Genomic DNA, 23214 nt, shown 5'->3' with positions numbered 1-23214 from the left:
TGCCCGCCGCTGGCGGGCATATTCTGGCGGCGGGTTAATGGCAGCGTGGTTTTTGGCTTGCCGGTTCGCGACTGATATCCAGCAATGCACTGCGAAAAGAGGCGTTAAACATGGGCCCGTGGCCCAGGCCCGGGTAATGCTGCAGGGCCGCGTTAACGCCGTTGTTCTCAAGCGTTCTCACGGTCTCCTGAACTTTTTGTAGGAGCTCGGCCATCTGGCGTTGCCTGCTATCCCCATTCGACGCTGAACCTTCCATTATGATGAGTTTTTTATGGCAGAACAGCGACGGCTTCACTGTCGTAAGGCGATTCAACAGGACAAAGTTATCCCTGCTGAGTGACGGGCTGGCGCTGTAATAGATATGAAAGAAGGATGACGACAGCCAGGAGTCTAAAACGAACAGGCCGCCATAAGAATGTCCCCATACCCCGCGCCGTTCGGAGTTGATGGTTATTCCTTGTTCCACCTGCGGCGCGATATGTCTCTCCAGTAGCTGGCGGAACGCTGGCCCGCCGCCGGTTTTACGATGAAAACGCGGGTTATTTTCACTGTCATCGCGATCGATTCCCGGCGCCGGCGTATAGTCATAAGCTCTGCCGTTAAGATCAAACGGCAGGTTAGTCTGATAGCCAATCGCTACAATCACCGGCGGCGAGTGGTCTGCCAGCTGTTTGAGCAGCGTCTCCGGCAGTCTGTCCATCACTGCGTTGCCGTCCAGCATATATAAGACAGGATAACCCGACGGCGGGGCGGCTTTATTGGGGATAGCGGTCCATACCCGGTAATGTCTTGCGCCATCGGCAGATTGAAAGTCATTGACCCTGAAATGGTAATATCCCGAACCTTTATCAGCGATATTCGGCCCTAATGGCTGCATATCCGGCTGCGCATAACTCAGCGCGCTAAAACAAAAACTCACTAAAAATAGCGCCATGCGATAGCGCTTGTTGTGGTACTGGCGACCATACATCGGATGTTATTCCTTTTTGGCAGGTGAAGTTTTATCGGGGCAGTAGACGTAATCCGTCAATCAGCGCGCCGCGCCACCAGGCATAATCGTGACCGCCGGTGTACACGCTGTAATGGCTTTCGACGCCGGCGGCGCGCAATTTTTCATGCAACTGTTTGACCTGCGGGACCGTCGAACCTTCCAGCGATCCCACGCACAGATGCGTACGTACGGCTGGCGAGGGCGCGGATAACACATGTTCGCTGACCCATGAGCGCTCTTCTGCGCTGAAATGGTTCGGGCGGTTGCGGTTGTCCGGCGTCCACCACATTGAGGGGGAGTGGCTCAGCACCAGGCCGAAGCTCTCTGGCGCGTGGCGGGCCGCCATCAGCGCGGTCACGCCGCCAAGGCTTTGCCCTGCCAGCACCGTTTGTGTACGGTCCGCCCACCGCCGTTCCGGGTATTTGGCGCGAAGGGTTGGCAGCAGGCGTTCGGCAATGTCGAGCACCAGCTCGCGGCGACCGCCGAGTATTGCGACGCGTTCACGCGCGTTGATGTTATCAATGCCGAGTACGGCCACCGGCGCGATGCGTCCGCTGCGGATGGCGGCGTCAATGGCGGCGCTTACCCCAAGATGGTCGAACCAGATCTCGCCATCCGTGAGTACCAGCAAGCCCAGCGGTTGTACGACAGGAACGTCAGGAAGATACAGCCGCACACGGCGACGTTGTCCGGCGAGCCGATGCTCTGAGGTGAAAAGCTGCCCGGCGTAAGCGCGACAGCCTGACCACTCCTCCTGTGCCGGGGCATGATCCAGCGCCAGAACGGATTCCTGCGCATTGCCCCGAACATTTATTCCCGGCGCGCTGTTCAGCGGATCCGCCTTCCCGACAAGGGAGGCGAAACGGCTTCCAAGCTGCAACACCGTCTCGCCCGGGGTTTCCGGTGGTATTTCGACCATCGTATAGGAACCGCAGTAGGACGCCGGTAAGCGAAGCGTCAGATGCCAGATATCCGTTGTGGGCAGTTGCGTCATCATACCTTTCGCCACGTTATCTTTATCGGTGACACGGTTCAGGCGAACATAAACCCCCCGCAGAGGAGAGGCGGCACGCCACAGGAAGGTGACTTCCCGTTCATCGTCTGCGCCGTTAATGGCTGTCACCAGCGGCAGTGCGAGCGAGTTTGCTTCTCGCCAGAAGTGAGAAGCGTCAACCTGGCTTCCGGCGGCGAGTTGACGGCGAAGGCGCGTAGCGGTCTGTATAGCGACAGGAGCGACGGGCGGGCTCAGTCTCATTCTTTGTATTCCATCTCGTTTATATTTCGGTCAGTATCAATAGCTAAAGCGGCTGTTACATGAACAGCCGCTTGCGGGCTTTCTTTTGCGTAAATCGTGGCGATAAAAACTATCCTATGACCTCTCCTTGCGTATCGCGTGTCTGGCCGATGCTGTTCCGCCACAGACGAGCATACAGGCCATGAGCCGCTATCAACTGCTCATGGCTGCCATATTCAGCGATACATCCTTTATCGATTACGACAATCACATCGCAGCGGCGAGCGGTGGTCAGCCGGTGCGCGACGATAAGCGCGATGCGTTTCTCGGTATGCGTCACCCTGGTCAGCGAGGTCATTAAGCGCTCCTCGGCGCTACGGTCGATACGCGCTGTCGCCTCGTCGAGCAGCAGAATATGCGCCTGCGCCAGGTGGGCGCGGGCGAGGGCAATCAACTGACGCTGGCCCGCGGACAGATCCGTGCCGCCGTTATTGACCGGAGTACGAAACCCCAGCGGCAGATGTTGCACAGTTTCAAAGAGTCCCGCCCGTCGCGCCGCGCTCTCCACCTCCGTGTCGCTGCTGTCTGGCCGCGGATAGCGGATATTTTCGGCAATATCGCCGCTAAATAATGCGACATCCTGAGTGACCAGCCCCGTCTGGCGACGATAATCACTAAGCGACGCGGCATCAATTAAGCGCTCACCGACACGGATTTGTCCGCTACCGGGAGAGTAGAGCCCGGCCAGCAGCTTGATCAGCGTCGATTTGCCAGCGCCGCTACGTCCGACCACCGCGACTACCGTTCCTGGCGGAATAATGAGCGAGAGATTATCAAGCACAGGTTGCGTTTTTTCGGGATAGAGGAATGTCAATGCCTCCAGACGTAGCGCGCCAGTGCCAGGTGTTATGGAGGACGGTTCAATATTCTCCGTTTCCTCAGTCGCCAATAGCGCATTGATATGTTTGCCGCTGGCGGTCGCCTGCTGCCAGGAATCAACAATGCCTGACAACTGCTGTACCGGGCCATAAAATTGTCCCAGTAGCAGGAAGAACGCCGCCAGTATCCCGGGCGTCATTTCGCCTCCGGCGACCCGGCTCGCCCCGATTAAAAGCACGGCGGCATAGGCAGCCTCGGTGCAGAAGGTCAGGAACGGAAAATAAACGGCAAGGTATTTTTGCGCCCGCACGCGGGTGGCGCGGAAGTTGTCTGATAACGCCCGTAGCCTGGCGGCTTCCTGCTGTTGTTGGCCGTGTGACTGAACTACCCGCATACCGGAGACCTTTTCCTGAAGCGTACTGTTCACCTTACCAATTTCCAGCCGTGCCTGGGCGTAGGCAGGCGAGCTCAAACGGCGGTAAATCCACGTCGCCAGCATCACTACAGGCACGGCGCTTAATGCCGTTAACGCAAGAATGGGGTCAAGCCAGAACATTGCCGCGGCGATAGCGACCATCGTCACGATGCTGGTGGCCGCGCTGGCAAGACCGTTTTGCAGAAATCGGGCGAGTGAATCAACGTCGACGGTCATGCGAGTAAGACGCGAGTCGATGTGCTTCTCGTGCCAGGGAAGACTCAGGCGTAGCAGGTGGCTGAAGCTGCGTAAGCGTACCGTATGCTGTACCGACTCTGCCGCGCGGGCGGCGAAGATCGTTTGCAGCGCATAGCAGCACCAACCGATCGCCACCAGGCACAGCGCGAGCAGGGCGCATATGCCAATAGTCGACATATCCCCTGCGGCAACGCCTGAGTCAATACCGCGCTGCAAAAGCACCAGCACGCCAACGCCTGCGGCGGAATCAAGCGCGATAAGCAGGGCGGCGATGACGAACATCCAGGCTACTGGCGTCAGCAGCGATGAGACTTGACGCCCGTGGCCTGCCAGCGCCATCTGTACGGCGCGTTCTGGAACGCGCGTCATCCGGTCGACAAAACCTTTTCCGGCGGGTGTCTGGCGCTCATGCGCGTCGTCGGATTTTACCGCCTGCGTTGTTGGCCATAGCGTACGTTGTTCTGCCGGGGCAAGGGCGAGAAAATCCCCCTCGCCGCTCATCAGCGAGCGAAACGTCGGACACCTTGCATCCAGCTCCGCCTGGGTACCGATATCCACGACGCGGCCTTTATCCAGCACGACGATCCGATCGGCTAACTGCAGTGTTGAACGGCGGCGTGCAATCACCAGCAGCATATGCTCATTATCGGCATAACGACCAAGAGCCGTGTTAATTTCCGCTTCAGTACCGGCATCGACCGCCGAGGTGGTGTCATCGAGAATCAGCAGTTCCGGCGCGGTAATCAGTGCCCGGGCTAGCGCAATACGCTGGCGTTGGCCGCCGGAGAGGTTGCTTCCGCGTTCGGCCAGTCGGGTGTTGAACCCCTGCGGTAGCGCATTGATGAACCCGCTGGCGCCTGCGGCATCGGCGGCGCGTCGAATGTCGTCCTGAGTCGCTTGCGGGTGCCCATAGGCGATGTTTTCCGCCACCGTACCGGCAAACAGAAACGCGTCTTCAAAAACTACGCCAACGCGACGACGAAGCGCCGTCAGTTTCAGGTCGCGAATATTCTGTTGACCCGCAGTGGTGTTGAGCCACACCCCGCCGGAGGTGGGATCGTAAAAGCGCGCCAGCAACATCAGCAATGTTGATTTTCCGGAGCCGGAGGCGCCAACCACTGCCACGGTTTCACCGGCGTGAATGGAAAACGAGATCTCATTGAGGATACGGTTACCGTTGTCGTAGTGGAAACTCATCTTCTCCACGTCCAGCCCGATAATCTGACCTTCAACCGACTCAGTACCGTCTTCCATGCGAGAACGCGTGTCGATAAGCGCGAAGACGCGCTCCACCGACGCCTGTGTGCGCTGTGCGATAACCAAAAACGATGCCAGTACGCGGGTAGGGCCGGTCAGCATAGCGAGAAAACTCGCGAACGCAACGAAGGTTCCCAGATCGATGCGCCCATTCATTACCGACCAGCCGCCATAGCACAGCAGGACGATTTGCCCTATCACCGGTAGCGCCAGCATGGTTGCGCCCGGCATCGCCTGCGAGATAGCGGCGCCGATGCGTACCCGCACCATCTGCCGCGACTGACCATCGAGCCAACGCGTTTCGCGCAACTCCGCCACGCAGGACTTCACCACTGAGATCTGTTCCAATACTTCGCGCATATGTTCCGTCATGTGCGCCAGCCGGTCTGAGGCAAGCCCCGTTTGCGCGAAAACACGGCGACGGGCGCGCAGGGCGGTAATGGCAAGGGCGGCCAGTACGCAAATCACGATAAGCGTCATGGATGGCGACATCCATAGCATCACCGCGATACCGGCCACATAGTAAGTGAGTACCGCCAGCGGCACCGGGCACATTTGTAGCAAGGTGTGTACCTGTTGAAGATCGCTGTTGGTACGCGAAATGACCTGCCCGGTACGCAAGGCGTCCTGGCCTGCGCCGTCCAGTTTTTGAATACTGTCGAACGCACGGCTACGTAACGTATGCTGAACCCACAGCGAGAGTTCTCCGGCATAGCCGCGGCGCACGTAATTCCCGATAAAATCAAAAAGGGCAATTAACAGCAGGCCGCAGGCAAGTAACGGCAGGTGGGTCGTATCGCCTGCTATCGCGTCATTGACGGCCTGACGCGTTATTAGCGGCGTCAGCGCAGCCAGTAAAATGGTCGATACTGATGCTACGATGACAATGATGCTCAGTGTTTTACGTTCCCAACACACGCGGGCAAGGCGAACTATCCAGGCACGAGCGGGCATGGGGGAATGAGTCGCGGGCATTAAGCCTCCTTATCGGTGAAAGATGAGATATGGCGACACACGCTGGGTTCAGCCGCCATATTGTCATTGCGCTGCCGCGGTTAGCCGTGTTGCAGCATGGCGATCAGTTTTTTTGCCACCTCGGTCGGGCAAGGCTGGGCCGCCATTTCCGCCGCGACCTCCTGCGACGCCTCGCGAAGCGCGCGATTACCGAGGAAGGTATTAATCATGCTGCTCGTAAGCCCGCTCTTACCGGGAATAATGCCGCATCCGCGCTCGACCACGGCGCGGGCATTGACGGGTCTGTCGGCACCCTGGCCAAAGACTATCTGCGGAATGCCGGCATGCAGCGCCGTCAGGGTGTTGCCTGCGCCGCCATGGTGGATAAAACCGTCGGCGCCGTTAAGGAAAACGCCCATCGGAAGCCAGTCGACCAGACGGACATTCGGCGGCAGTGAACGTAAATCCGAGCGGGCGTTTGCCGGAAGATGCAGGATGATTTCGGCATCTACTTCGCCGGCAGAATCCATTACCCAGGAAATCAGATCCAGGCCATCCACCATCGGTTTGACGGTGCCGAGGCTGACCAGAAGACGCTTGCGATCAGGTGTACGTTCCCACCATTCTTCCCAGACGGCGCCGCCGTTATACGGGACGTATTGCATGGAGATAACCGGCTCTCCGTCATTTTGCAGTATGCTCATGCTGGGCGGTGTGACGTCTATCCACGCCAGATCTCTTGGTGGCGCGCTGACCCCATGGCGGCGGTAGGCGTTAGAAAGTGATTTCGTCACGCCTTTGATGTGCCAGGGCGTATGACCGAAGCCGACGGTTTGCATCACTACCGGAATGTCATACTTAGCGGCAATCAGTGGTCCAACGACCCCAAGGGGAGGGTAGACGATGAGATCTGGTCGCCACTGCCCGGCGAACGCGACCAGCGGGTCAGTCATCTCTTCGCTGAAGAATGAGAAGTTCCCCATTTTTGTTCCAATGTTATTTTCTTTTCGTAATGCCTCCTGACGGCGATAACCCGCTTCCGAATCGAAACCAGGCGCAGCGTCAAATACCACCAACCCAGCTTCGGCTGCTTTCTGTGCAAATTTGCCACCGCTTGCAATCAGTACTTCATGGCCATTAACACGAAACGCTTGCGCCAGAGACAGCACAGGGTATAGCAGTCCATACAGTGGTGGACCGACAAACAGAATACGCATGAGAAATCCTCTCTCTCCACGTCATAAATCGAACAAGTCGTTAATGAGAATGATAATAATTACCAATATCATTTGTAAAATGCAATAACTAATATGACACTTGATCATGTGATGATTTTTTGCGTAAAAATCGGGAAAGATGAGAGCGTTAAGCGGTGAAGTTTGGTTTCAGGCTTATTTACGCGCGTATGGTCGCACAGGCAAAGCGCCAGGATTGGGGAACTGGATTCGCATACCAGACGCCCGTGGATTATTAATGATAACTTCGCAAATAACCTTTCAGACAATGAGGTAAACGTACCGACAGCAAGGTAACGGGAAACGTAGGGAGTAGTATTGATAACACGTTGCGGGGCAATTTAATGGTGTCCGGCGGCAGATCGTGTTCTGTGCAGACTTTCCGGCGTTAAATCCCGTATCACCTGCGAGCCTGGACTATCTCTGTGGTATCAACTCTGTAGGAATTTTGTCCCCTTCGTCTTCATTAGCCAATGAAACCGGCTTTAACGTCACCGTTCGAATGTTGCGAACGAACAGCTCCTTATGCGGAATATCGTCACCGCTCTGCGATTTTTATAGCGCATCAGCCACACGATTTATTGGTTCTTGAAAACCAAGGTTTTTGATAACCAATGTTATGCCAGGCTTACCTGTGTCATCCAGGTTATCGACACTTGAGGCATAAACTTTACTATTTTTTCTGTCCGTAATTGCTTACATCTAACATTTTGATTAAAAAGCCTTTCCAGGTGAATACTGTGTCTGGTAGTGTTTTGAGCGATGTCGTCTATAGCTGGATGTAACATAGGCCTTATCGTGAGCGCGTTACACTATATATGTTAATACGTTGAATTTTTTCTCTTTTTAATTAGATGCTGTCTTTTTTGTATACCCTTTCGGTTTATTTATGCCACACGCCTGTATTACAAAAATGTTATATCCATCCTGTTGTAATTTTTATTTTAATTCATTCGTTTTTTTATGCGGCTTGCCGGAAAATATCTGTATAAGGTAGATACGCCAATACCAAAAATAATAGCTAGTTGCTGCCGAGGATGGCCTTTCTCTAATAGCCGACTAATCTGTTCCTGTTCATGTTTGTTGATCGCCCGAGGGCGCCCTCCCAGTCGTCCTTGCGCTCTGGCGGCAGCCAGTCCGGCAAGGGTTCGCTCGACAATTAATTCTCGCTCCATCTCGGCCAGTGCTGACATTACATGAAAAAAGAATCGCCCCATCGCGCTACTGGTATCAATACTATCGGTTAAAGAATGGAAGTGAGCTCCACGTTCATGTAATTCTGATATTAACGCCACCAGGTTTTTCACGCTGCGGCCCAGTCTGTCTAATTTCCAGACGACAAGAGTATCGCCTTTATTTACATACTTTAACGCTCGTTTCAGGCCGGGGCGGTTTGCAATCTTGCCACTGATACGGTCCTCAAAAATGCGGTCACAATTTGCACTAGTAAGCGCATTACGCTGTAAATCGATATTTTGGTCAATTGTTGACACCCGAATATACCCAATAGTAGCCATGATTTTCTCCTTTACATCAGATAAGGAAGAATTTTAGTCGCTTTTCTCATGGAGGATTGCTTTATCAAAAACCTTCCAAAAGGAAAATTTTATGGCACAAGTAATCAACACTAACAGTCTGTCGCTGCTGACCCAGAATAACCTGAACAAATCCCAGTCCGCACTGGGCACCGCTATCGAGCGTCTGTCTTCTGGTCTGCGTATCAACAGCGCGAAAGACGATGCGGCAGGTCAGGCGATTGCTAACCGTTTCACCGCGAACATCAAAGGTCTGACTCAGGCTTCCCGTAACGCTAACGACGGTATCTCCATTGCGCAGACCACTGAAGGCGCGCTGAACGAAATCAACAACAACCTGCAGCGTGTGCGTGAACTGGCGGTTCAGTCTGCTAACAGCACCAACTCCCAGTCTGACCTCGACTCCATCCAGGCTGAAATCACCCAGCGCCTGAACGAAATCGACCGTGTATCCGGCCAGACTCAGTTCAACGGCGTGAAAGTCCTGGCGCAGGACAACACCCTGACCATCCAGGTTGGCGCCAACGACGGTGAAACTATCGATATCGATCTGAAGCAGATCAACTCTCAGACCCTGGGTCTGGACTCACTGAACGTGCAGAAAGCGTATGATGTGAAAGATACAGCAGTAACAACGAAAGCTTATGCCAATAATGGTACTACACTGGATGTATCGGGTCTTGATGATGCAGCTATTAAAGCGGCTACGGGTGGTACGAATGGTACGGCTTCTGTAACCGGTGGTGCGGTTAAATTTGACGCAGATAATAACAAGTACTTTGTTACTATTGGTGGCTTTACTGGTGCTGATGCCGCCAAAAATGGCGATTATGAAGTTAACGTTGCTACTGACGGTACAGTAACCCTTGCGGCTGGCGCAACTAAAACCACAATGCCTGCTGGTGCGACAACTAAAACAGAAGTACAGGAGTTAAAAGATACACCGGCAGTTGTTTCAGCAGATGCTAAAAATGCCTTAATTGCTGGCGGCGTTGACGCTACCGATGCTAATGGCGCTGAGTTGGTCAAAATGTCTTATACCGATAAAAATGGTAAGACAATTGAAGGCGGTTATGCGCTTAAAGCTGGCGATAAGTATTACGCCGCAGATTACGATGAAGCGACAGGAGCAATTAAAGCTAAAACTACAAGTTATACTGCTGCTGACGGCACTACCAAAACAGCGGCTAACCAACTGGGTGGCGTAGACGGTAAAACCGAAGTCGTTACTATCGACGGTAAAACCTACAATGCCAGCAAAGCCGCTGGTCATGATTTCAAAGCACAACCAGAGCTGGCGGAAGCAGCCGCTAAAACCACCGAAAACCCGCTGCAGAAAATTGATGCCGCGCTGGCGCAGGTGGATGCGCTGCGCTCTGATCTGGGTGCGGTACAAAACCGTTTCAACTCTGCTATCACCAACCTGGGCAATACCGTAAACAATCTGTCTGAAGCGCGTAGCCGTATCGAAGATTCCGACTACGCGACCGAAGTTTCCAACATGTCTCGCGCGCAGATTCTGCAGCAGGCCGGTACTTCCGTTCTGGCGCAGGCTAACCAGGTCCCGCAGAACGTGCTGTCTCTGTTACGTTAATTTATTTCGTTTTATTCAGCCCCGTGAATTCGGGGCTTTTTCATTTAGCATAGATGAATATATATTTATGGAATGTATGGCTGTAAATGATATTTCCTACGGGCGAGAAGCTGAAATATGGCCGCGGGATTATTCTATGCTTGCTCGTCGAGTTCAATTTCTACGTTTTAATGATATCCCTGTTCGATTGGTGAGTAATAATGCCCGGATAATCACAGGCTACATTGCGAAGTTTAATCCGAAGGAAAATTTGATTCTGGCTTCGGATAAACCTAAAGGAAATAAGCGCATTGAAGTTAAACTAGAGTCTCTGGCAATTCTTGAAGAATTATCAGGTAATGACGCTTTTAATCTTTCGCTGGTGCCGGCTGACGGATTTAATCTTCAGCAATATACTCCATCAAGAAGAGATTATTTCTCGATTTGCAATAAGTGCTATAAACAGGGAGTCGGTATCAAAATCTATATGAAGTATGGACAGGTTTTGACTGGCAAAACGACAGGCGTAAATGCGTGTCAGGTTGGTGTGAGGACATCCAATGGCAATCATATGCAAGTTATGTTTGACTGGGTGAGCAGGATCACGTCTTCGGACTACGCTGAATAACGCCTACGGTAATAAAAAATTCCGTGAGAAAAGTAAAACTTAGGGGGCTACCGGAGGGGACCTAATGAACGGAGGTCATGGAAGGTATTCATCGTGCCAGACTCTTGCTCTTGTCAGAAGAAGGTAAAAGTAGGTTCCGCGACGCATTTGGGTTCACGGGCATCATAAGAGAGATGAACACTGATAAAGTACTTTCTCCTGGGATACCGGAACAGTCCAGGAAAGAGGGCAGTTACACTATTGTCGTCTGGTGATGATTACTCTTCATTCATGCTTGCCGAACGAGTTGAAGCGATGTAAGAGGCCGTAGCTATCGATCCCAATAATCCCAAAATTTACCAGGCCTTTTATGAAGGCTCAAATTTGGCTCAATGGGTACGCCAACGCCTTCTGTGATACTGTAGGGGTTCCAAGTTTTACATAGTGTCTAATTTAATGCTATTTGTGGGTTGATAACCCAACTCACTTCGAACTGGTTTGTCGATTTGCTGAAGTTCTCAATTTGCCTGAAGGTTAATTCTACGCGCTGGATGACAGCTTTGCTGATGCAATGCTGAAGCTATATGGGGGAAAACGGGTGCAGTGGAAAAGGTGCATAATAAGTTAATTGGTCGTGTTAGTACCCCCCTTTAATGTTATGGTTTCTATCTTTATGAAATCTAAAAATAAAAGAACTTGAGCATTACTAAATATTACCGTGAAATCCCTATAAGGTGCACGGTATGATCCCCAAAAGACTGAAGGAAGCTTGATCCTACCCGCGTAATATGGGCACAACCCTAAGCGAGGTTCTGGTTTTCAAATTGTTCCGGACTGAGACCGCCACAGGCACTGTGACGACGCCACCGATTGTAATCACACTCACTATAATTAAACACTGCTGTCCGCATTATTTCCCGGCTGACAAAGTCCTCTCCGTGGATACATTCCACCCTCAGCGTATGGAAGAAGCTTTCCGCACAGGCATTGTCGTAACAACAACCTCTGGCGCTCATACTTCCCCGCAGATTATGGCGTTTCAGTAAGCTCTGGTAATCCGTTGAACAGTACTGACCGCCTCTGTCTGTATGCACGATGACATTTTCCGGACATTTACGCTGCCACAGCGCCATCTGTAACGCATTGCAGGCAAGCTGTGCTGTCATCCGCGAGGACATCGACCAGCCAATGACTGACCGCGGCCACAGATCGATAACCACGGCCAGATAAAGCCAGCCTTCACCAGTGCGAAGATACGTGATGTCACCCACCCACTTCTGATTCGGGCCGCTGGCGTAAAAGTCCTGCTTCAGCAGATTCTCTGAGACTGGCAGACCATGTTTGCGGTAACTGACCGGACGGAACCGGCGCGAGGCTTTCGCCCGCAGCCCCTGCCGACGCAGGCTGGCCGCCACGGTTTTCACGTTGAACTGGTAACCCTGAGCACGAAGCTCATCCGTCAGGCGTGGCGCACCATAGCGTTGTTTTGCGTCACTGAATGCTTCCCGGACGACGTTATCACAGACAAGGCGGAACCGCTGACGCCGGTTTATCTGATGACGACGCTGATGCCAGACGTACCAGCCGCTACGGGCAACCTGAAATACACGGCACATGGCTTTGATATTGAACTCAGCCTGATGTTTTTCGATGAAGACATACTTCATTTCAGGCGCTTCGCGAAGTATGTCGCGGCCTTCTGGAGAATGGCCAGTTCCTCATCCCGTTCTGCCAGTTGACGTTTCAGACGGGCGATCTCAGCGGACATCTCCTGCTCGCGTTCAGAAGAAGAGAGCTGATTTTGCTGTTTGCTTCGCCAGTTGTGGAGCTGTGATTTATACAGGCTGAGCTCACGGGCTGCAGCGGCAACACCAATGCGCTTAGCCAGTTTCAGGGCTTCCTGACGAAATTCAGGCGTGTGCTGCTTGCGTGGCTTTTTGGTGGTTAATGCTGGTTTTGTCATGTGAGTCACCTCTTACTTGAGAGTTTACTCACTTAGTCGCGTGTCCACTATTGCTGGGTAAGATCAGGTAGGTTTACCCTCTCATCCCAACGAATAACTTACGATACGACATTGCAGAGCAGGCTAAAGTTTATCGGAACGCGAGCCACCTTAACGAAGCTGCAAAGTGTTTTTTTTCTGTGTAAAGAGTATGATTCAGAACAAAGACAGTCATTAGCTCGCACAGCACACAACTAAGAATTTGAAATGAGTAGACAACCCGCTAAAGAGGAAGTTTAATGTCCAACTACTGCTTTTACTCTCAGGATGCATTAGCTCTGGCTCAAAGTGCTGGTGTTGATGTAATAATAAACAGCTATGCTGAGCAGCATAAAAAACAAACATATATTCTTTGCAGACCTCTATCTAATGAGGATGTAAAGTATGATTATGACCGAGCGATTGCAGTATTTTCTTCTGGTATAAAACCTTTTTTTATAGATTTTGGGGATGACGATGATCTTTTTGAGGAGTATCAGGAAGATTTTCTCGAAGATGTTTCTTATTTAGCGGAGAAATTCAAGTATCGAGATAAGATCGGCAGGAAAAAATCGTGGCAAATTTTATTTGAATCGCTTTCTCGTAATGATATCGATTTCAAAAAACTGGAAGTCGAAACTAAAGAAAGTAGGGTGATTGATTTAATTATCTCACTTATTGTTGGTAGTATTAACGACACATCAAGAATTAACCTTGAAGCAAATAATTTATTAGATACAATAAAATCCAAAATTATTTTATTTGATACGGATCAAACAAAGTTTGTCTTCCAGAGTGGCTTTGGAAAAAAGAGTGTAATACAAGGATTAGCTGGTTCAGGTAAAACTGAATTACTTTTACACAAATTAAAAGAGATTTATTCAAAAAACCCTGATTCTAGAATTGCATTTACTTGCTTTAATAAAATTCTCGCTTCCACAATGAGAACCAGAATCCCTGAGTTTTTCGATTTTATGCGAGTCGAAAAACAGATAGAATGGGGTACAAAACTTTTTTGCTTCAACTCTTGGGGTTTGACTAAAGAACCTTTTTCTGGAATGTACAGATATATATGCCATTATTACGAAATTCCATTTGGGGGATTTGGTAATGGCGATTTTGATGCCCTATGTAAGAAAGCCATTGCAGATATAAATAATAGTGGGAGAGCTGATAAAAAGGCACTTGATTACGTATTTATCGACGAAAGTCAAGACTTCCCACAAAGCTTCATTGATCTCTGTGAAATGGTTACTTCTAAAAAATTATATGTAGCAGGTGACGTTTTCCAAAATATTTTCATGCCGATTAGCGATAACGTGAATCGAGCAGATATCGTTCTTAAAAAATGCTACCGCACAGATCCTAAGAATTTGATGTTTTCTCATGCCTTAGGAATGGGACTCTACGAGGAACCTGTTCTGCGTTGGTTAAAAGAGCCTGAATGGGATTCTTGTGGGTATAAATATAAAAAAGTAGGAGATAGAGTCCATTTATCAAGAGACCCTTTGAGGCGTTTTGAAGATATTCCCAAAAATCATAAAAGTACTGCTGTTCATTTGTTAGAAGGAACAGATAATGGGCCAGATAAAATAGTTGATATTATAATCGATATTAAGGAACGCAATCCATCTTTAGAGCAAGGAGATATTGCTGTTATTTTTCTTGACGCCGGTGGTTATATTTATGAGTACATTCATTCGCTAAAATCAAAAGTAAAACAACAGCTTGGGTGGGATTCAAATATCTCACATGAAACAAAATCAAAGCAAGATGGTAAACTTTTTATTTCTAATATAAATAATGCAAAAGGTCTTGAATTTCCATTTGTTATTTGTTTTGCCATGAAACTGGTGAAGAGAGCTAATTTTCGAAATGCACTCTACACTATGATGGCGAGGTCATTTTTAGAAAGTCACTTAGTTTTAAATAATGATAATGAAAATCCGGCAATCCCTACAATTCTCGAAGGTCTGAACTTTCTCAATGAAAACAACTACATGGATGTAAGGCTTCCTTCAGATGAAGAAATACAAAGTCAAAAAGATTTTATTGTTCTAGATGAGTCGGTTTCAATTTCTCAGATGGTTAAAAGTTATTGCGCAGACAAGAAGTCTACACCTCGACTAATAGCAAAAATAACTGATCGAGTCGAAAGGATAATTGCGGAAGATGATGATGCTGACGGGGAATACATTAAAGGCTTGATTGAAATAGAATATGAAAGGAACAAAAAACTATGAGCCTTTACTTTTTCAATAACGTGCCAGCAGAATATCTTGACAAGTTTTGTGCTGTAAGGGATGCATTTTCTAACCTAGAAAATCTGCTTGTTACCGCAGAGATATTAAACACATGTCATGAGTCCTGGAATAAAGAAACAAAGGATTTCGATTTATTAATAAGCACAGGTACACATAAGCGTATATTGGTAAAAAAAACAGATGGTTTTTTTACTATGAACTTACCTTTTCAGGTAATCGAGTATGAAAGCAATATCTGCTTTAATTATGATGCTTATGCTCTTCCTGTTAATGCTGAATTTATTTCCCGATGCAGAAATGTAATTGCTACTTGCGGTAATGGCTCCTTTTCTTACGAGGCCATTGCTGTAGAATTATGTGATAACTTTGATAGAGATATTCAGCAGGCAATAAATTATTGTGATGCAATTTCTTCATTGCTTTTAGTTGATCACGGATACTTCAGATTTGACGATGATCTTAAAAATGCTAGGGGTAAAGTGCATCCAAGATATCACTTTGATTTCTTCTGCAACAACTCTACTAATGTAAAGATTGGTTCTAATATTCGGATAGGCGATACATTTTTCTTGGACTTGTTTGATGTCAGTAAAGATCGGCCATATCTGACCTGATTCACAAGCGCCCTGTTGGGCGCTCATTAGTAATGGGAAAATAAGCAATCATTTTATTTAAATTTGATAAATGCATTTTTATATTGTTCTCACCGTTTCCGTTGCCAGCCAGATATCTAAGTAACTTAGTCCGCTCTGGATACTGTCCCGCAGGCGTGGGGAGATGCGGATTCTATGCCTAGACACACATTTGCTCACTGTCTGCTGGTAATATTGCAGAAGTTACTGCAGACATGCACGAACTGAATCTGAAATAGTATCTGAAGAACGTCTGCATCTAACTCCAAGCTAACTATTCCTAATTTCACTGCTTAACCTGCCGCTATGTCCTACAACAGACAACAATTACCTAAGAGTCTTTTCCACGCCCCATTGTAAGTATCCCGCATAATCGTGCCATTCACATTTAGAGATCCTCCGGCATAATCAATCTGCCAACAAAGGAGATCGCTATGCGTAAAGCCCGTTTTACCGAGCATCAGATCATTGCCGTAATTAAATCGGTTGAAGCCGGACGAACCGTTAAAGATGCCTGCCGGGAGGCCGGTATATCTGAAGCCACCTACTATAACTGGAAGTCCAGATACGGCGGCATGGAACCTTCTGATATTAAAAAGATAAAAGATCTTGAGGACGAGAACCGACGCCTCAAACAGATGTTTGCCGACCTGAGCCTTGAGAACCGGGCGCTGAAAGACGTTATCGAAAAAAAGCTTTAAAACCAGCCTTTAAGCGTGAGCTGGTCACTCATCTGATAACGGCATTCGGACTCAGTATCCGTCAGGCCTGCCGGAGCCTGAACCTGAGCAGAACGGTTTATCATTACCGTCCGGATAACACACGTGACGAACCCGTTATTACCGCATTGCAGGCGGCAGCTGAACGGTATCCACGATACGGTTTTCCGAAGCTTTTTCAGGTTCTGCGGCGGCAGGGATACATGTGGAATCACAAAAGGATCCACCGTATTTATTGTCTGCTGAAGCTGGATTTTCGCCGTAAGGGCAAACAACGGCTGCCGGTGCGTAACCCCTCGCCACTGGCCACGCCGGAAGCGCTGAACCAGAGCTGGTCTGTCGATTTTATGCATGATGCCCTGGTCTGTGGCCGTCGTTTTCGCACGTTCAATGTCGTTGATGACTTTAACCGTGAGGCATTGTCGATTGAAATCGATCTGAATCTGCCAGCCTTGCGCGTGGTCCGTGTACTCGACAGGATCGCGGCAAATCGCGGCTATCCGGTCATGCTACGCATGGATAATGGTCCGGAATTTATCTCACTTGCACTGGCTGAATGGGCAGAGCAACATGCAGTAAAACTGGAATTTATTTAGCCGGGTAAGCCGACGCAGAACGCTTTTATTGAGCGCTTTAACCGAACATACTGTACAGAAATACTCGATTTTTATCTGTTCAGAACGCTGAATGAAGTGCGGGAAATCACGGAAAGATGGGTGTCAGAATATAACTGTGAACGCCCTCATGAATCACTGAACAATATGACGCCGGAGGAATATCGGCAACACAATCATTTGACCGGGATCTCAAAAAATGCCTGGAACTAAAACGGGTCTGTTTATATTGCCATTCAATCAGTAGTCTTGTTTCTAAACGGACAGATGCATTGTTCAGTGCTGCCAGAAAACGAGGGAGTTCAGAGGGGGGTAGGGCTGGCATATTCTGCTTTTTAGGCTTACTGAAACGTTGGCCCAGATTATCTGCGGGTCAGCTCTTCTGTAGCCGCCCAACGGAAGATTTCATTCAACCTGGAAATGAGCCGTCGCAAAGTTTCCAGTACTCCTCGTTGTTCAATTGGATCAAGATGCTGTTTTAAGAGCTTGGGACGGATCTCATTGATTGGCACATTACCCAGACCGGGGAAAATATTTCGTTCAAGACTTCGCCAGATGTCGTTAGCATGGTCCCGGGAGATGCCTGACGTTTTGACTTTCTCATCAAGCCACTTCTTGGCTACTGCTTGAAATGTATGTTCCGTTGCATCTTTTAGGGCATTGGCTTTCTGGGTGTTATGAACTAGTGGGTCTATACCATTTGCAAGCAACGACAAGTATTCATCACGTAAAGCTCGTGCCTTGGCAAGTGTAAGATGAGGATAGGTTCCTAAGCTCACCTTAGTTCGCTTTTTGGTCACAGGCACTGCATATCTGAAATACCAATTTTTCTTCCCTCCCTTCGCCAAAGGAGCGATTCGTAGAATCAGACCATCACCGTCAAACAAGTTGATTTCTTTATCGGCTGGCTTAGTGCTTTTGATTTCAGTGTCAGTGAGCTTCTTAGCGATTTTTGCCATTTGGGACCCTCGATTTTTGGACCCTTCTTAGTGGGTCTCATTCAGGGTGCCATAACTCGTAGTTCTCAGCAATTCTCACTGGACGACAATAGACGTAAAAAAGCCCGCAGAGCTTGTGCTGTGCGGGCTTAGTAGACTTCATTGAACTTCAAACAACTAAAAAGTGGCTGGCGTCCTTGTAATTGGTGGGGGAGATGGTTGAGTTTGTTGGAGATTTTTATTTTTTGCGGGGAAGGGAAGGCGCAAAAAGGGTGGTGATGATGTTGATATGGAAGGGGTTTTCGTATCTTGTTGATTTTTATTATTATCTTTATGGTGCTGAAATTTATTGTATTGATTGATGCTTGGAATAGATGCAAAACGAACAGTCGCAAAGTGTACGATAGGCACGAACAACAAACTATCTAAAAAAGAAGCATGAAGCTTGTTGTATTCTATCTTATACAAAGTTGGTACGCCTACCGTAATTCAGTTTAAAATGATAAAGGCTTGATAAAATGTAACTTTGAAATGAATTTAACTGAGTAATGGTGACTAAATGGACATTAATAGTAGAGAGTATGCTTTTGTTATATGGATGTTAATAATCATTGCTCTGCTTTGGTGTAAAAAGGATATTAGAGATTCTTTTTATCAACTTATCAAAACATTTTTCCATAAACAAATTTTGACAGTATTAGGATTTGCGGTTGTTTGGACGTCTATTTGTATTGTGCTTTTTTATGAAATTGGTGTTTGGAGTACAGATAATCTTAAGACCACTTTGGTATGGGTAATTACATATGCTTTCGTAACAATCTTTGAAACACATAAAATAAAGAGCAGTAAGTATTATTTTAAATCACAAATCAAAGAAACGATTGGATTAAGTGCTCTACTTACATTTATTCTTGAACTACAAAGTTTTTCCTTTGCTATAGAGTTTATAATATACCCTATTATGCTTTTTTTAGGGTTGCTGGCTGTCGTAGCTAATACGAAAAAAGAAACAGAAAAAATCGGAGCGACGATAAAGGTAGTGCTAGGCGTTTTCGTTATATTTTATTTTGCCCATTCATTTTTTGTTTCAATTATGTCGCCTTCGGTAACGTTTTCTTGGGCTAATCTTACTGAACTTCTGACGCCAGTTTTATTATCATTTTCGTTTATGCCATTTATTTATATGCTTTACCTTTATCAAGCTTATGAAACTAAGTTATTAGGATTAAAAATATATTTTGACGATGAGGCTCTGTTTAATTATGCAAAAAAATTAGCGATTTGCTTCTTTAGAACAGATCTTGATGCTCTTAATCGCTGGGTAAGAAACATACATATTAATGAAATTAAGACGAAAGAAGGAATTAAGGCAAGTTTAAAAGACGTAAAATTACGGAAAAAAATCGAATCTAATCCACCCGAAGTAGATAATAAATATGGGTGGTCACCATTCTTAGCCAAAGATTTTCTTGTTGGAAAAGGAGTTGACACCAATGATTATCATTTCAGTTTTGATACTTGGATATCATGTAGTCATATGATTGAGATTGGTAATGATGGTTTATTTCGTGATAGTGTTGCATATTATTTATATGGAGATGAATATGCTGCTAAGAAACTCAAGTTAAGAGCTAATATAAATAATTCACCCATATCAAATTGTTCAAAAAATACCATTTCATTGCTTGCGGAAGAATTAATATCAAAAGCATTAGGGGATGATGACTTTAATATTAATGAGCTATTTAGTAAGATCCCAGTTATGATAAAGAAAGATAATCGCTATGTGTCTATTACCAAAGAGGATTTTGCAAGCCAGAATGGTGGGTATACTTTAGAAGTTGTTATAGAGATCGAGGGTTATTCTTCAAAAGATCACTAAATTACATTATGAATTGATGAGATTTTTTCAATGAACTCATTCTCAATTCATTTTATTTGTGATGGATGCAATGTAGGGCGATTATTGAACTTATAAAAAAGTTAAGAGAAATAGTTGCTATACTAGAAAAAAAGATTAAACGATCTGATTTAAAATTTGCCAAATAAATGGCCATACCTGTGAAAGCATCGTTATGGCCCATATATTCGTATGGGCTTGGTTGATGTGCAAATAGTATAATGCATCGAATTAAAACGTACTATTTAGGCATGTCTTGTCTTATTTTATGTACCAACATTGTGTTTCTTGGAGTATTTAAAGTTAAAGCTTCTAAATTACTAAATATTTCATTGCTGAATATCTTTGAATTATTGGTGGTGACTTTTAATAATTTGAAAATCCATGGTAGCAACGCAATATAACCCGCTCCCGATAGTCCCTTATACTCCATTACTGCCCCTGCAACTACTGGGGCAAAACCTGACAAGTCTAAAATAGACAAGTTTTGCTTCCTCTTTTCAATTGCTTTAATATCTTTATTTAGAGAGTATATCTTAAAGCTTAATTCTTCAGGTGTCAGATGGGCATACTCTTGTAATATTTGTGGGATCATACGTCGACTGTATTTGCTTAAGATGTCATCTAACTCGAGAACATTCATGTCGTTATTAATAGTGAAAATATTTGATAGTAAAGTCTGTATCTCCATTTCTCGAAGTTCATTTTGTGATTGCTGAACTCCATTATATATGCCATTAAGGATTTTACAGGCATTTACCTCAGAATAACCTGTGTGCTCAAAGGGAAAGTGATGTGCCCCTAGCCCTAGTGAGAACTCAAGTGACATTGCGCTTGTCATTAGCTCAATACCATAATCGCGACCGCGTGATTTATATATTTGGGCTGCAAAGCTTGCCCCACAAAATTGACTAATACCCAATGCACCTCTTTGATTTATGCCATACTCAAAAAATGCTATATTTTCCGATAACGACTCTGCTAATATTTTAAGTGCATCGACTTTTGAATTGTAGCATTCTTTCAATAAGTTATATTGAGTGCTGCTATCAAATGCGAATCCAAATAATCCTGTTTTTTCTCTAATTGCTAATAATGTCGCGGCGGCTAATCTTCTTGAAAATAATACACATTCTGGATCAACAGACAGAACATCCGCCAAAAAATTTGAATCATACCGCTGGAGATTTTGGAATGCGACGAATTTTATACGTCCACGTCGAACTAACTCTAACAGCTCAATCTTGCTTATTTTAAAAATGTCATAAAAACTCTGACTATTGGGTGAATCTGCTAATGGAATTGCAATGATTACAGTGTCATACAGTGATATATATTCTCTTATGTTATTTCGTGGAAATACACTGGCATCGACAAAGCATCTGTTTTGACTCTTTCTGAATGAATCAATAAGACATTCATCCTTGGTTAGATTGACATCTGAAAAAATATTGGCTCTTTTTTCTGTCCAAAAGTCTTGATCCTCTTCATATTTCTCCAAGATTTCTTTAGGTTGATTATTCCTAAGGTATTGACTCGCAACTAATGTAAGATTTCCTTGTGTATTACTTTTCTTTATTTGATGATTATAATCAGGTAGTTCATGGTCTGTTTTAATATTGTATTTATAACCATAAAAACCTAAGCTTTCACATATTAAAATGATTTCATCAATATCATTAGGAGTAAGTTCTTTATTGAAGGTAAATGTAAAACTGTTGTCGGACCACTTCATGTCAACATGAAAAGGATGAAATTTAGATGGTATGGCTATGCGTATGTTATTATTAAATTCGAATGCGTTAAATGGTTGGCCAAATAAACTTACTTTTTCATATGTATTTCTAAGATCTATTTTTATATAGTTGTCTTTTACTTCTTCTGTAAACGTTGGTCCCGGAACACCTGCGGTTTTAAATCTGTAGTTGTAAAGTTCTTGTATTTCATCTAACGTAGTATTAGATTCTTTGTAATTCTGTATTACAGCATAAATACTGTCTTCGTCATGAAATAAACCTAAGTGATTGAATTTATAGTTTTGAATTATAAATGCTTCATAGTTATTTTTTAAAACTTCAATCATTGACGGAGATGATTTTAAATATGAAATTTTCATGACACAATCTTGGTTTTAGATGAATCTTGGTATTTTAAACTCAAGTGCGGTGAAATGGAAACAGTACACATTATCTATCTATACTTTTATTGTGCATTTAAAATTTTAAAGTAGTTATGAATTTTTACATACAAAAAGGAATGAAACATCTTGTATTAGTGAGATTCAATCAGTATACCCGTATACCTGCTCAATATATATTCCCCGCCCATCACCATGGCCCAGATCCGTTGAAGTTACCGCCAGCGCCTCTTTATGGCTCAGACCCTGCTCTTCGTAATAGCGGATCGCATCCTGCGCCCAGGCATAGCGCAGGGAGTGGGGAGAGTATTCCCCCGTCAGCCCGGTATCGCGGAGATGGTTGTGCCAGTAGTCCATTGCAGATTTCAGATCCGGCTTGTCAATGAGATGCCCGTTACGCTCCCCGGCAATCCCAAGCGCCTCTTTCACTGCCTGACGAACCGCTTCCCGGTCCGTCACCTGTGTCATGCGTGGTCGCCCGCCTTTGGTGCCGAAGATCACCGGCAGACGTTCAGCCCCTTTTTCCAGCTGTTTATCCCAGGTTTTCAGCGACTGGCAGCACTGTACTGCTTCCTGACCGCGCAGCCCCATCACCCGCGCCAGTTGCAGGCTGGCTGCGAGGCCTGCGTCGATATGATGAACCCGGTCCAGTACCTGATGGTAAAGTGCATCCGGAATGGCCCGGTGCGTCCCGTCACAGCTGGCACCACTGATACCGAGCGACTGGTTGCTGATTAATTCTGACTGGCTGAGTTGTGTGCGTCCGGCTTCAGCCAGAATAGAGCGCACCATTGCCATCTCATTCTGTAGCGTTCGCAGAGAAATACCCTGCGCCAGCCATTCATGAATATATCCCGCGATGTGTCTGGCTTTGAGCTGGCAGGTGCTGGTGACCTGAATATTCTGCGCCAGCAAATGACGGGCAAAACGCTGCGCCATCTGTTCGCGGTCGTGGACGGTTTTGTGGCTGCCACCTGCGCGGTGCGCCAGTTTTTTCATATCCTGCGCCAGTCGCGACATGCTGACTCCTCCGCCTGATGCGGTAGCAATATTTTCCGGCGCGTGGGGAATGCATGGGAGAGCGAAAGCTG

17 protein-coding genes and 13 other annotated features are annotated in these 23214 nt (G+C 46.8%); of the genes, 7 read left to right on the top strand and 10 right to left on the bottom strand.

Annotated elements, in window-relative coordinates:
• Positions 1-34: 34 nt before the first annotated feature.
• The 5 genes from iroE to hin form a co-directional block, all read right to left on the bottom strand.
• Positions 35-977 (bottom strand): putative hydrolase of the alpha/beta superfamily gene (iroE, locus tag STM2776; RefSeq protein ID NP_461703.1). Within the gene, positions 35-970 belong to an annotated coding region; the region does not span the whole gene.
• Positions 972-977 (bottom strand) — a ribosome-binding site (putative RBS for iroE; RegulonDB:STMS1H002850). It overlaps the preceding gene by 6 nt.
• Before the next feature lie 24 nt (positions 978-1001).
• The gene (iroD, locus tag STM2775; protein ID NP_461702.1) for an enterochelin esterase-like protein (Fes) occupies positions 1002-2252 on the bottom strand. Within the gene, positions 1002-2246 belong to an annotated coding region; the region does not span the whole gene.
• Positions 2247-2252 (bottom strand) — a ribosome-binding site (putative RBS for iroD; RegulonDB:STMS1H002849). It overlaps the preceding gene by 6 nt.
• 103 nt (positions 2253-2355) lie before the next feature.
• Positions 2356-6016 (bottom strand): putative ATP binding cassette (ABC) transporter gene (iroC, locus tag STM2774; RefSeq protein ID NP_461701.1). Within the gene, positions 2356-6009 belong to an annotated coding region; the region does not span the whole gene.
• Positions 6011-6016 (bottom strand) — a ribosome-binding site (putative RBS for iroC; RegulonDB:STMS1H002848). (Overlaps the previous gene by 6 nt.)
• Before the next feature lie 73 nt (positions 6017-6089).
• The gene (gene iroB, locus STM2773) for a putative glycosyl transferase (protein ID NP_461700.1) occupies positions 6090-7212 on the bottom strand. Within the gene, positions 6090-7205 belong to an annotated coding region; the region does not span the whole gene.
• Positions 7207-7212: a ribosome-binding site (putative RBS for iroB; RegulonDB:STMS1H002847), on the bottom strand. (Overlaps the previous gene by 6 nt.)
• A gap of 955 nt (positions 7213-8167) precedes the next feature.
• The gene (gene hin, locus STM2772) for a H inversion protein (RefSeq protein ID NP_461699.1) occupies positions 8168-8747 on the bottom strand. Within the gene, positions 8168-8740 belong to an annotated coding region; the region does not span the whole gene.
• Positions 8742-8747, bottom strand: a ribosome-binding site (putative RBS for hin; RegulonDB:STMS1H002846). (Overlaps the previous gene by 6 nt.)
• 77 nt (positions 8748-8824) lie before the next feature.
• Positions 8825-8830 (top strand) — a ribosome-binding site (putative RBS for fljB; RegulonDB:STMS1H002845).
• Here hin and fljB point away from each other — a divergent pair.
• The gene (gene fljB, locus STM2771; RefSeq protein NP_461698.1) for a filament structural protein occupies positions 8825-10352 on the top strand. Within the gene, positions 8832-10352 belong to an annotated coding region; the region does not span the whole gene. (Overlaps the previous feature by 6 nt.)
• A 67-nt stretch (positions 10353-10419) precedes the next feature.
• Complete coding sequence (gene fljA / locus STM2770; protein NP_461697.1) at positions 10420-10959, top strand: repressor of fliC; 540 nt, start codon at positions 10420-10422, stop codon at positions 10957-10959.
• A 779-nt stretch (positions 10960-11738) separates the two neighbouring features.
• Here fljA and STM2769 read toward each other — a convergent pair.
• The gene (locus tag STM2769) for a putative transposase (protein NP_461696.1) occupies positions 11739-12619 on the bottom strand. Within the gene, positions 11739-12605 belong to an annotated coding region; the region does not span the whole gene.
• The gene (locus tag STM2768; protein ID NP_461695.1) for a putative transposase occupies positions 12602-12913 on the bottom strand. Within the gene, positions 12602-12901 belong to an annotated coding region; the region does not span the whole gene. Before STM2768 ends, STM2769 begins: the two co-directional genes overlap by 18 nt.
• Positions 12614-12619, bottom strand: a ribosome-binding site (putative RBS for STM2769; RegulonDB:STMS1H002844). (Overlaps the previous gene by 6 nt.)
• Positions 12908-12913: a ribosome-binding site (putative RBS for STM2768; RegulonDB:STMS1H002843), on the bottom strand. (Lies within the gene STM2768.)
• A 259-nt stretch (positions 12914-13172) precedes the next feature.
• Positions 13173-13178 (top strand) — a ribosome-binding site (putative RBS for STM2767; RegulonDB:STMS1H002842).
• On the opposite strand from STM2768, the gene STM2767 reads away from it, so the two are divergent.
• From STM2767 to STM2764, 4 genes are all read left to right on the top strand, one after another.
• Positions 13173-15162, top strand: a protein-coding gene (locus STM2767; RefSeq protein NP_461694.1) for a putative superfamily I DNA and RNA helicase. Within the gene, positions 13180-15162 belong to an annotated coding region; the region does not span the whole gene. (Overlaps the previous feature by 6 nt.)
• Positions 15152-15157, top strand: a ribosome-binding site (putative RBS for STM2766; RegulonDB:STMS1H002841). (Overlaps the previous gene by 6 nt.)
• The gene (locus tag STM2766; RefSeq protein NP_461693.1) for a putative cytoplasmic protein occupies positions 15152-15797 on the top strand. Within the gene, positions 15159-15797 belong to an annotated coding region; the region does not span the whole gene. The genes STM2767 and STM2766 overlap by 11 nt, the downstream gene beginning before the upstream one ends.
• Positions 15798-16242: 445 nt before the next feature.
• Positions 16243-16248: a ribosome-binding site (putative RBS for STM2765; RegulonDB:STMS1H002840), on the top strand.
• Positions 16243-16516 (top strand): putative transposase gene (locus tag STM2765; protein NP_461692.1). Within the gene, positions 16250-16516 belong to an annotated coding region; the region does not span the whole gene. It overlaps the preceding feature by 6 nt.
• Positions 16517-16662: 146 nt before the next feature.
• Positions 16663-17130 carry a putative integrase core domain protein gene (locus STM2764; RefSeq protein ID NP_449150.1) on the top strand — a complete coding sequence of 156 codons (468 nt, stop codon included), beginning with the start codon at positions 16663-16665 and terminating at the stop codon, positions 17128-17130.
• A 380-nt stretch (positions 17131-17510) separates the two neighbouring features.
• Here STM2764 and STM2763 read toward each other — a convergent pair.
• Positions 17511-18113 (bottom strand): putative integrase gene (locus STM2763; RefSeq protein NP_449149.1). Within the gene, positions 17511-18107 belong to an annotated coding region; the region does not span the whole gene.
• Positions 18108-18113 (bottom strand) — a ribosome-binding site (putative RBS for STM2763; RegulonDB:STMS1H002839). (Overlaps the previous gene by 6 nt.)
• A 571-nt stretch (positions 18114-18684) precedes the next feature.
• Between STM2763 and STM2762 the strand changes: the two genes are divergently transcribed.
• Entirely contained in the window at positions 18685-19968 is a 1284-nt protein-coding gene (locus STM2762) for a putative inner membrane protein (protein NP_461689.1), read from the top strand.
• Positions 19969-20227: 259 nt separating this feature from the next.
• On the opposite strand, the gene STM2761 is transcribed toward STM2762, so the two are convergent.
• Positions 20228-22102, bottom strand: a complete 1875-nt coding sequence (locus tag STM2761; protein ID NP_461688.1) for a putative inner membrane protein — start codon at positions 22100-22102, stop codon at positions 20228-20230.
• Between the two features lie 165 nt (positions 22103-22267).
• Positions 22268-23151, bottom strand: a protein-coding gene (locus STM2760) for a putative integrase (protein NP_461687.1). Within the gene, positions 22268-23143 belong to an annotated coding region; the region does not span the whole gene.
• Positions 23146-23151, bottom strand: a ribosome-binding site (putative RBS for STM2760; RegulonDB:STMS1H002838). It overlaps the preceding gene by 6 nt.
• Positions 23152-23214 lie beyond the last annotated feature (63 nt).

Origin of the sequence: Salmonella enterica subsp. enterica serovar Typhimurium str. LT2 (assembly GCF_000006945.2) — a bacterium.
Taxonomy (GTDB): domain Bacteria; phylum Pseudomonadota; class Gammaproteobacteria; order Enterobacterales; family Enterobacteriaceae; genus Salmonella; species Salmonella enterica.
Note: the sequence above shows the minus strand (reverse complement) of the source record. Positions and strands in the feature narration are given on the sequence as shown.

What these genes read in the sequence shown, in the direction of transcription:
- iroE (NP_461703.1), bottom strand. Translation starts at nt 970, where the DNA reads ATGTATGGTCGCCAGTACCACAACAAGCGCTATCGCATGGCGCTATTT.
- iroD (NP_461702.1), bottom strand. Translation starts at nt 2,246, where the DNA reads ATGAGACTGAGCCCGCCCGTCGCTCCTGTCGCTATACAGACCGCTACG.
- iroC (NP_461701.1), bottom strand. Translation starts at nt 6,009, where the DNA reads ATGCCCGCGACTCATTCCCCCATGCCCGCTCGTGCCTGGATAGTTCGC.
- iroB (NP_461700.1), bottom strand. Translation starts at nt 7,205, where the DNA reads ATGCGTATTCTGTTTGTCGGTCCACCACTGTATGGACTGCTATACCCT.
- hin (NP_461699.1), bottom strand. Translation starts at nt 8,740, where the DNA reads ATGGCTACTATTGGGTATATTCGGGTGTCAACAATTGACCAAAATATC.
- fljB (NP_461698.1), top strand. Translation starts at nt 8,832, where the DNA reads ATGGCACAAGTAATCAACACTAACAGTCTGTCGCTGCTGACCCAGAAT.
- fljA (NP_461697.1), top strand. Translation starts at nt 10,420, where the DNA reads ATGGAATGTATGGCTGTAAATGATATTTCCTACGGGCGAGAAGCTGAA.
- STM2769 (NP_461696.1), bottom strand. Translation starts at nt 12,605, where the DNA reads ATGAAGTATGTCTTCATCGAAAAACATCAGGCTGAGTTCAATATCAAA.
- STM2768 (NP_461695.1), bottom strand. Translation starts at nt 12,901, where the DNA reads ATGACAAAACCAGCATTAACCACCAAAAAGCCACGCAAGCAGCACACG.
- STM2767 (NP_461694.1), top strand. Translation starts at nt 13,180, where the DNA reads ATGTCCAACTACTGCTTTTACTCTCAGGATGCATTAGCTCTGGCTCAA.
- STM2766 (NP_461693.1), top strand. Translation starts at nt 15,159, where the DNA reads ATGAGCCTTTACTTTTTCAATAACGTGCCAGCAGAATATCTTGACAAG.
- STM2765 (NP_461692.1), top strand. Translation starts at nt 16,250, where the DNA reads ATGCGTAAAGCCCGTTTTACCGAGCATCAGATCATTGCCGTAATTAAA.
- STM2763 (NP_449149.1), bottom strand. Translation starts at nt 18,107, where the DNA reads ATGGCAAAAATCGCTAAGAAGCTCACTGACACTGAAATCAAAAGCACT.
- STM2762 (NP_461689.1), top strand. Translation starts at nt 18,685, where the DNA reads ATGTTAATAATCATTGCTCTGCTTTGGTGTAAAAAGGATATTAGAGAT.
- STM2761 (NP_461688.1), bottom strand. Translation starts at nt 22,102, where the DNA reads ATGAAAATTTCATATTTAAAATCATCTCCGTCAATGATTGAAGTTTTA.
- STM2760 (NP_461687.1), bottom strand. Translation starts at nt 23,143, where the DNA reads ATGTCGCGACTGGCGCAGGATATGAAAAAACTGGCGCACCGCGCAGGT.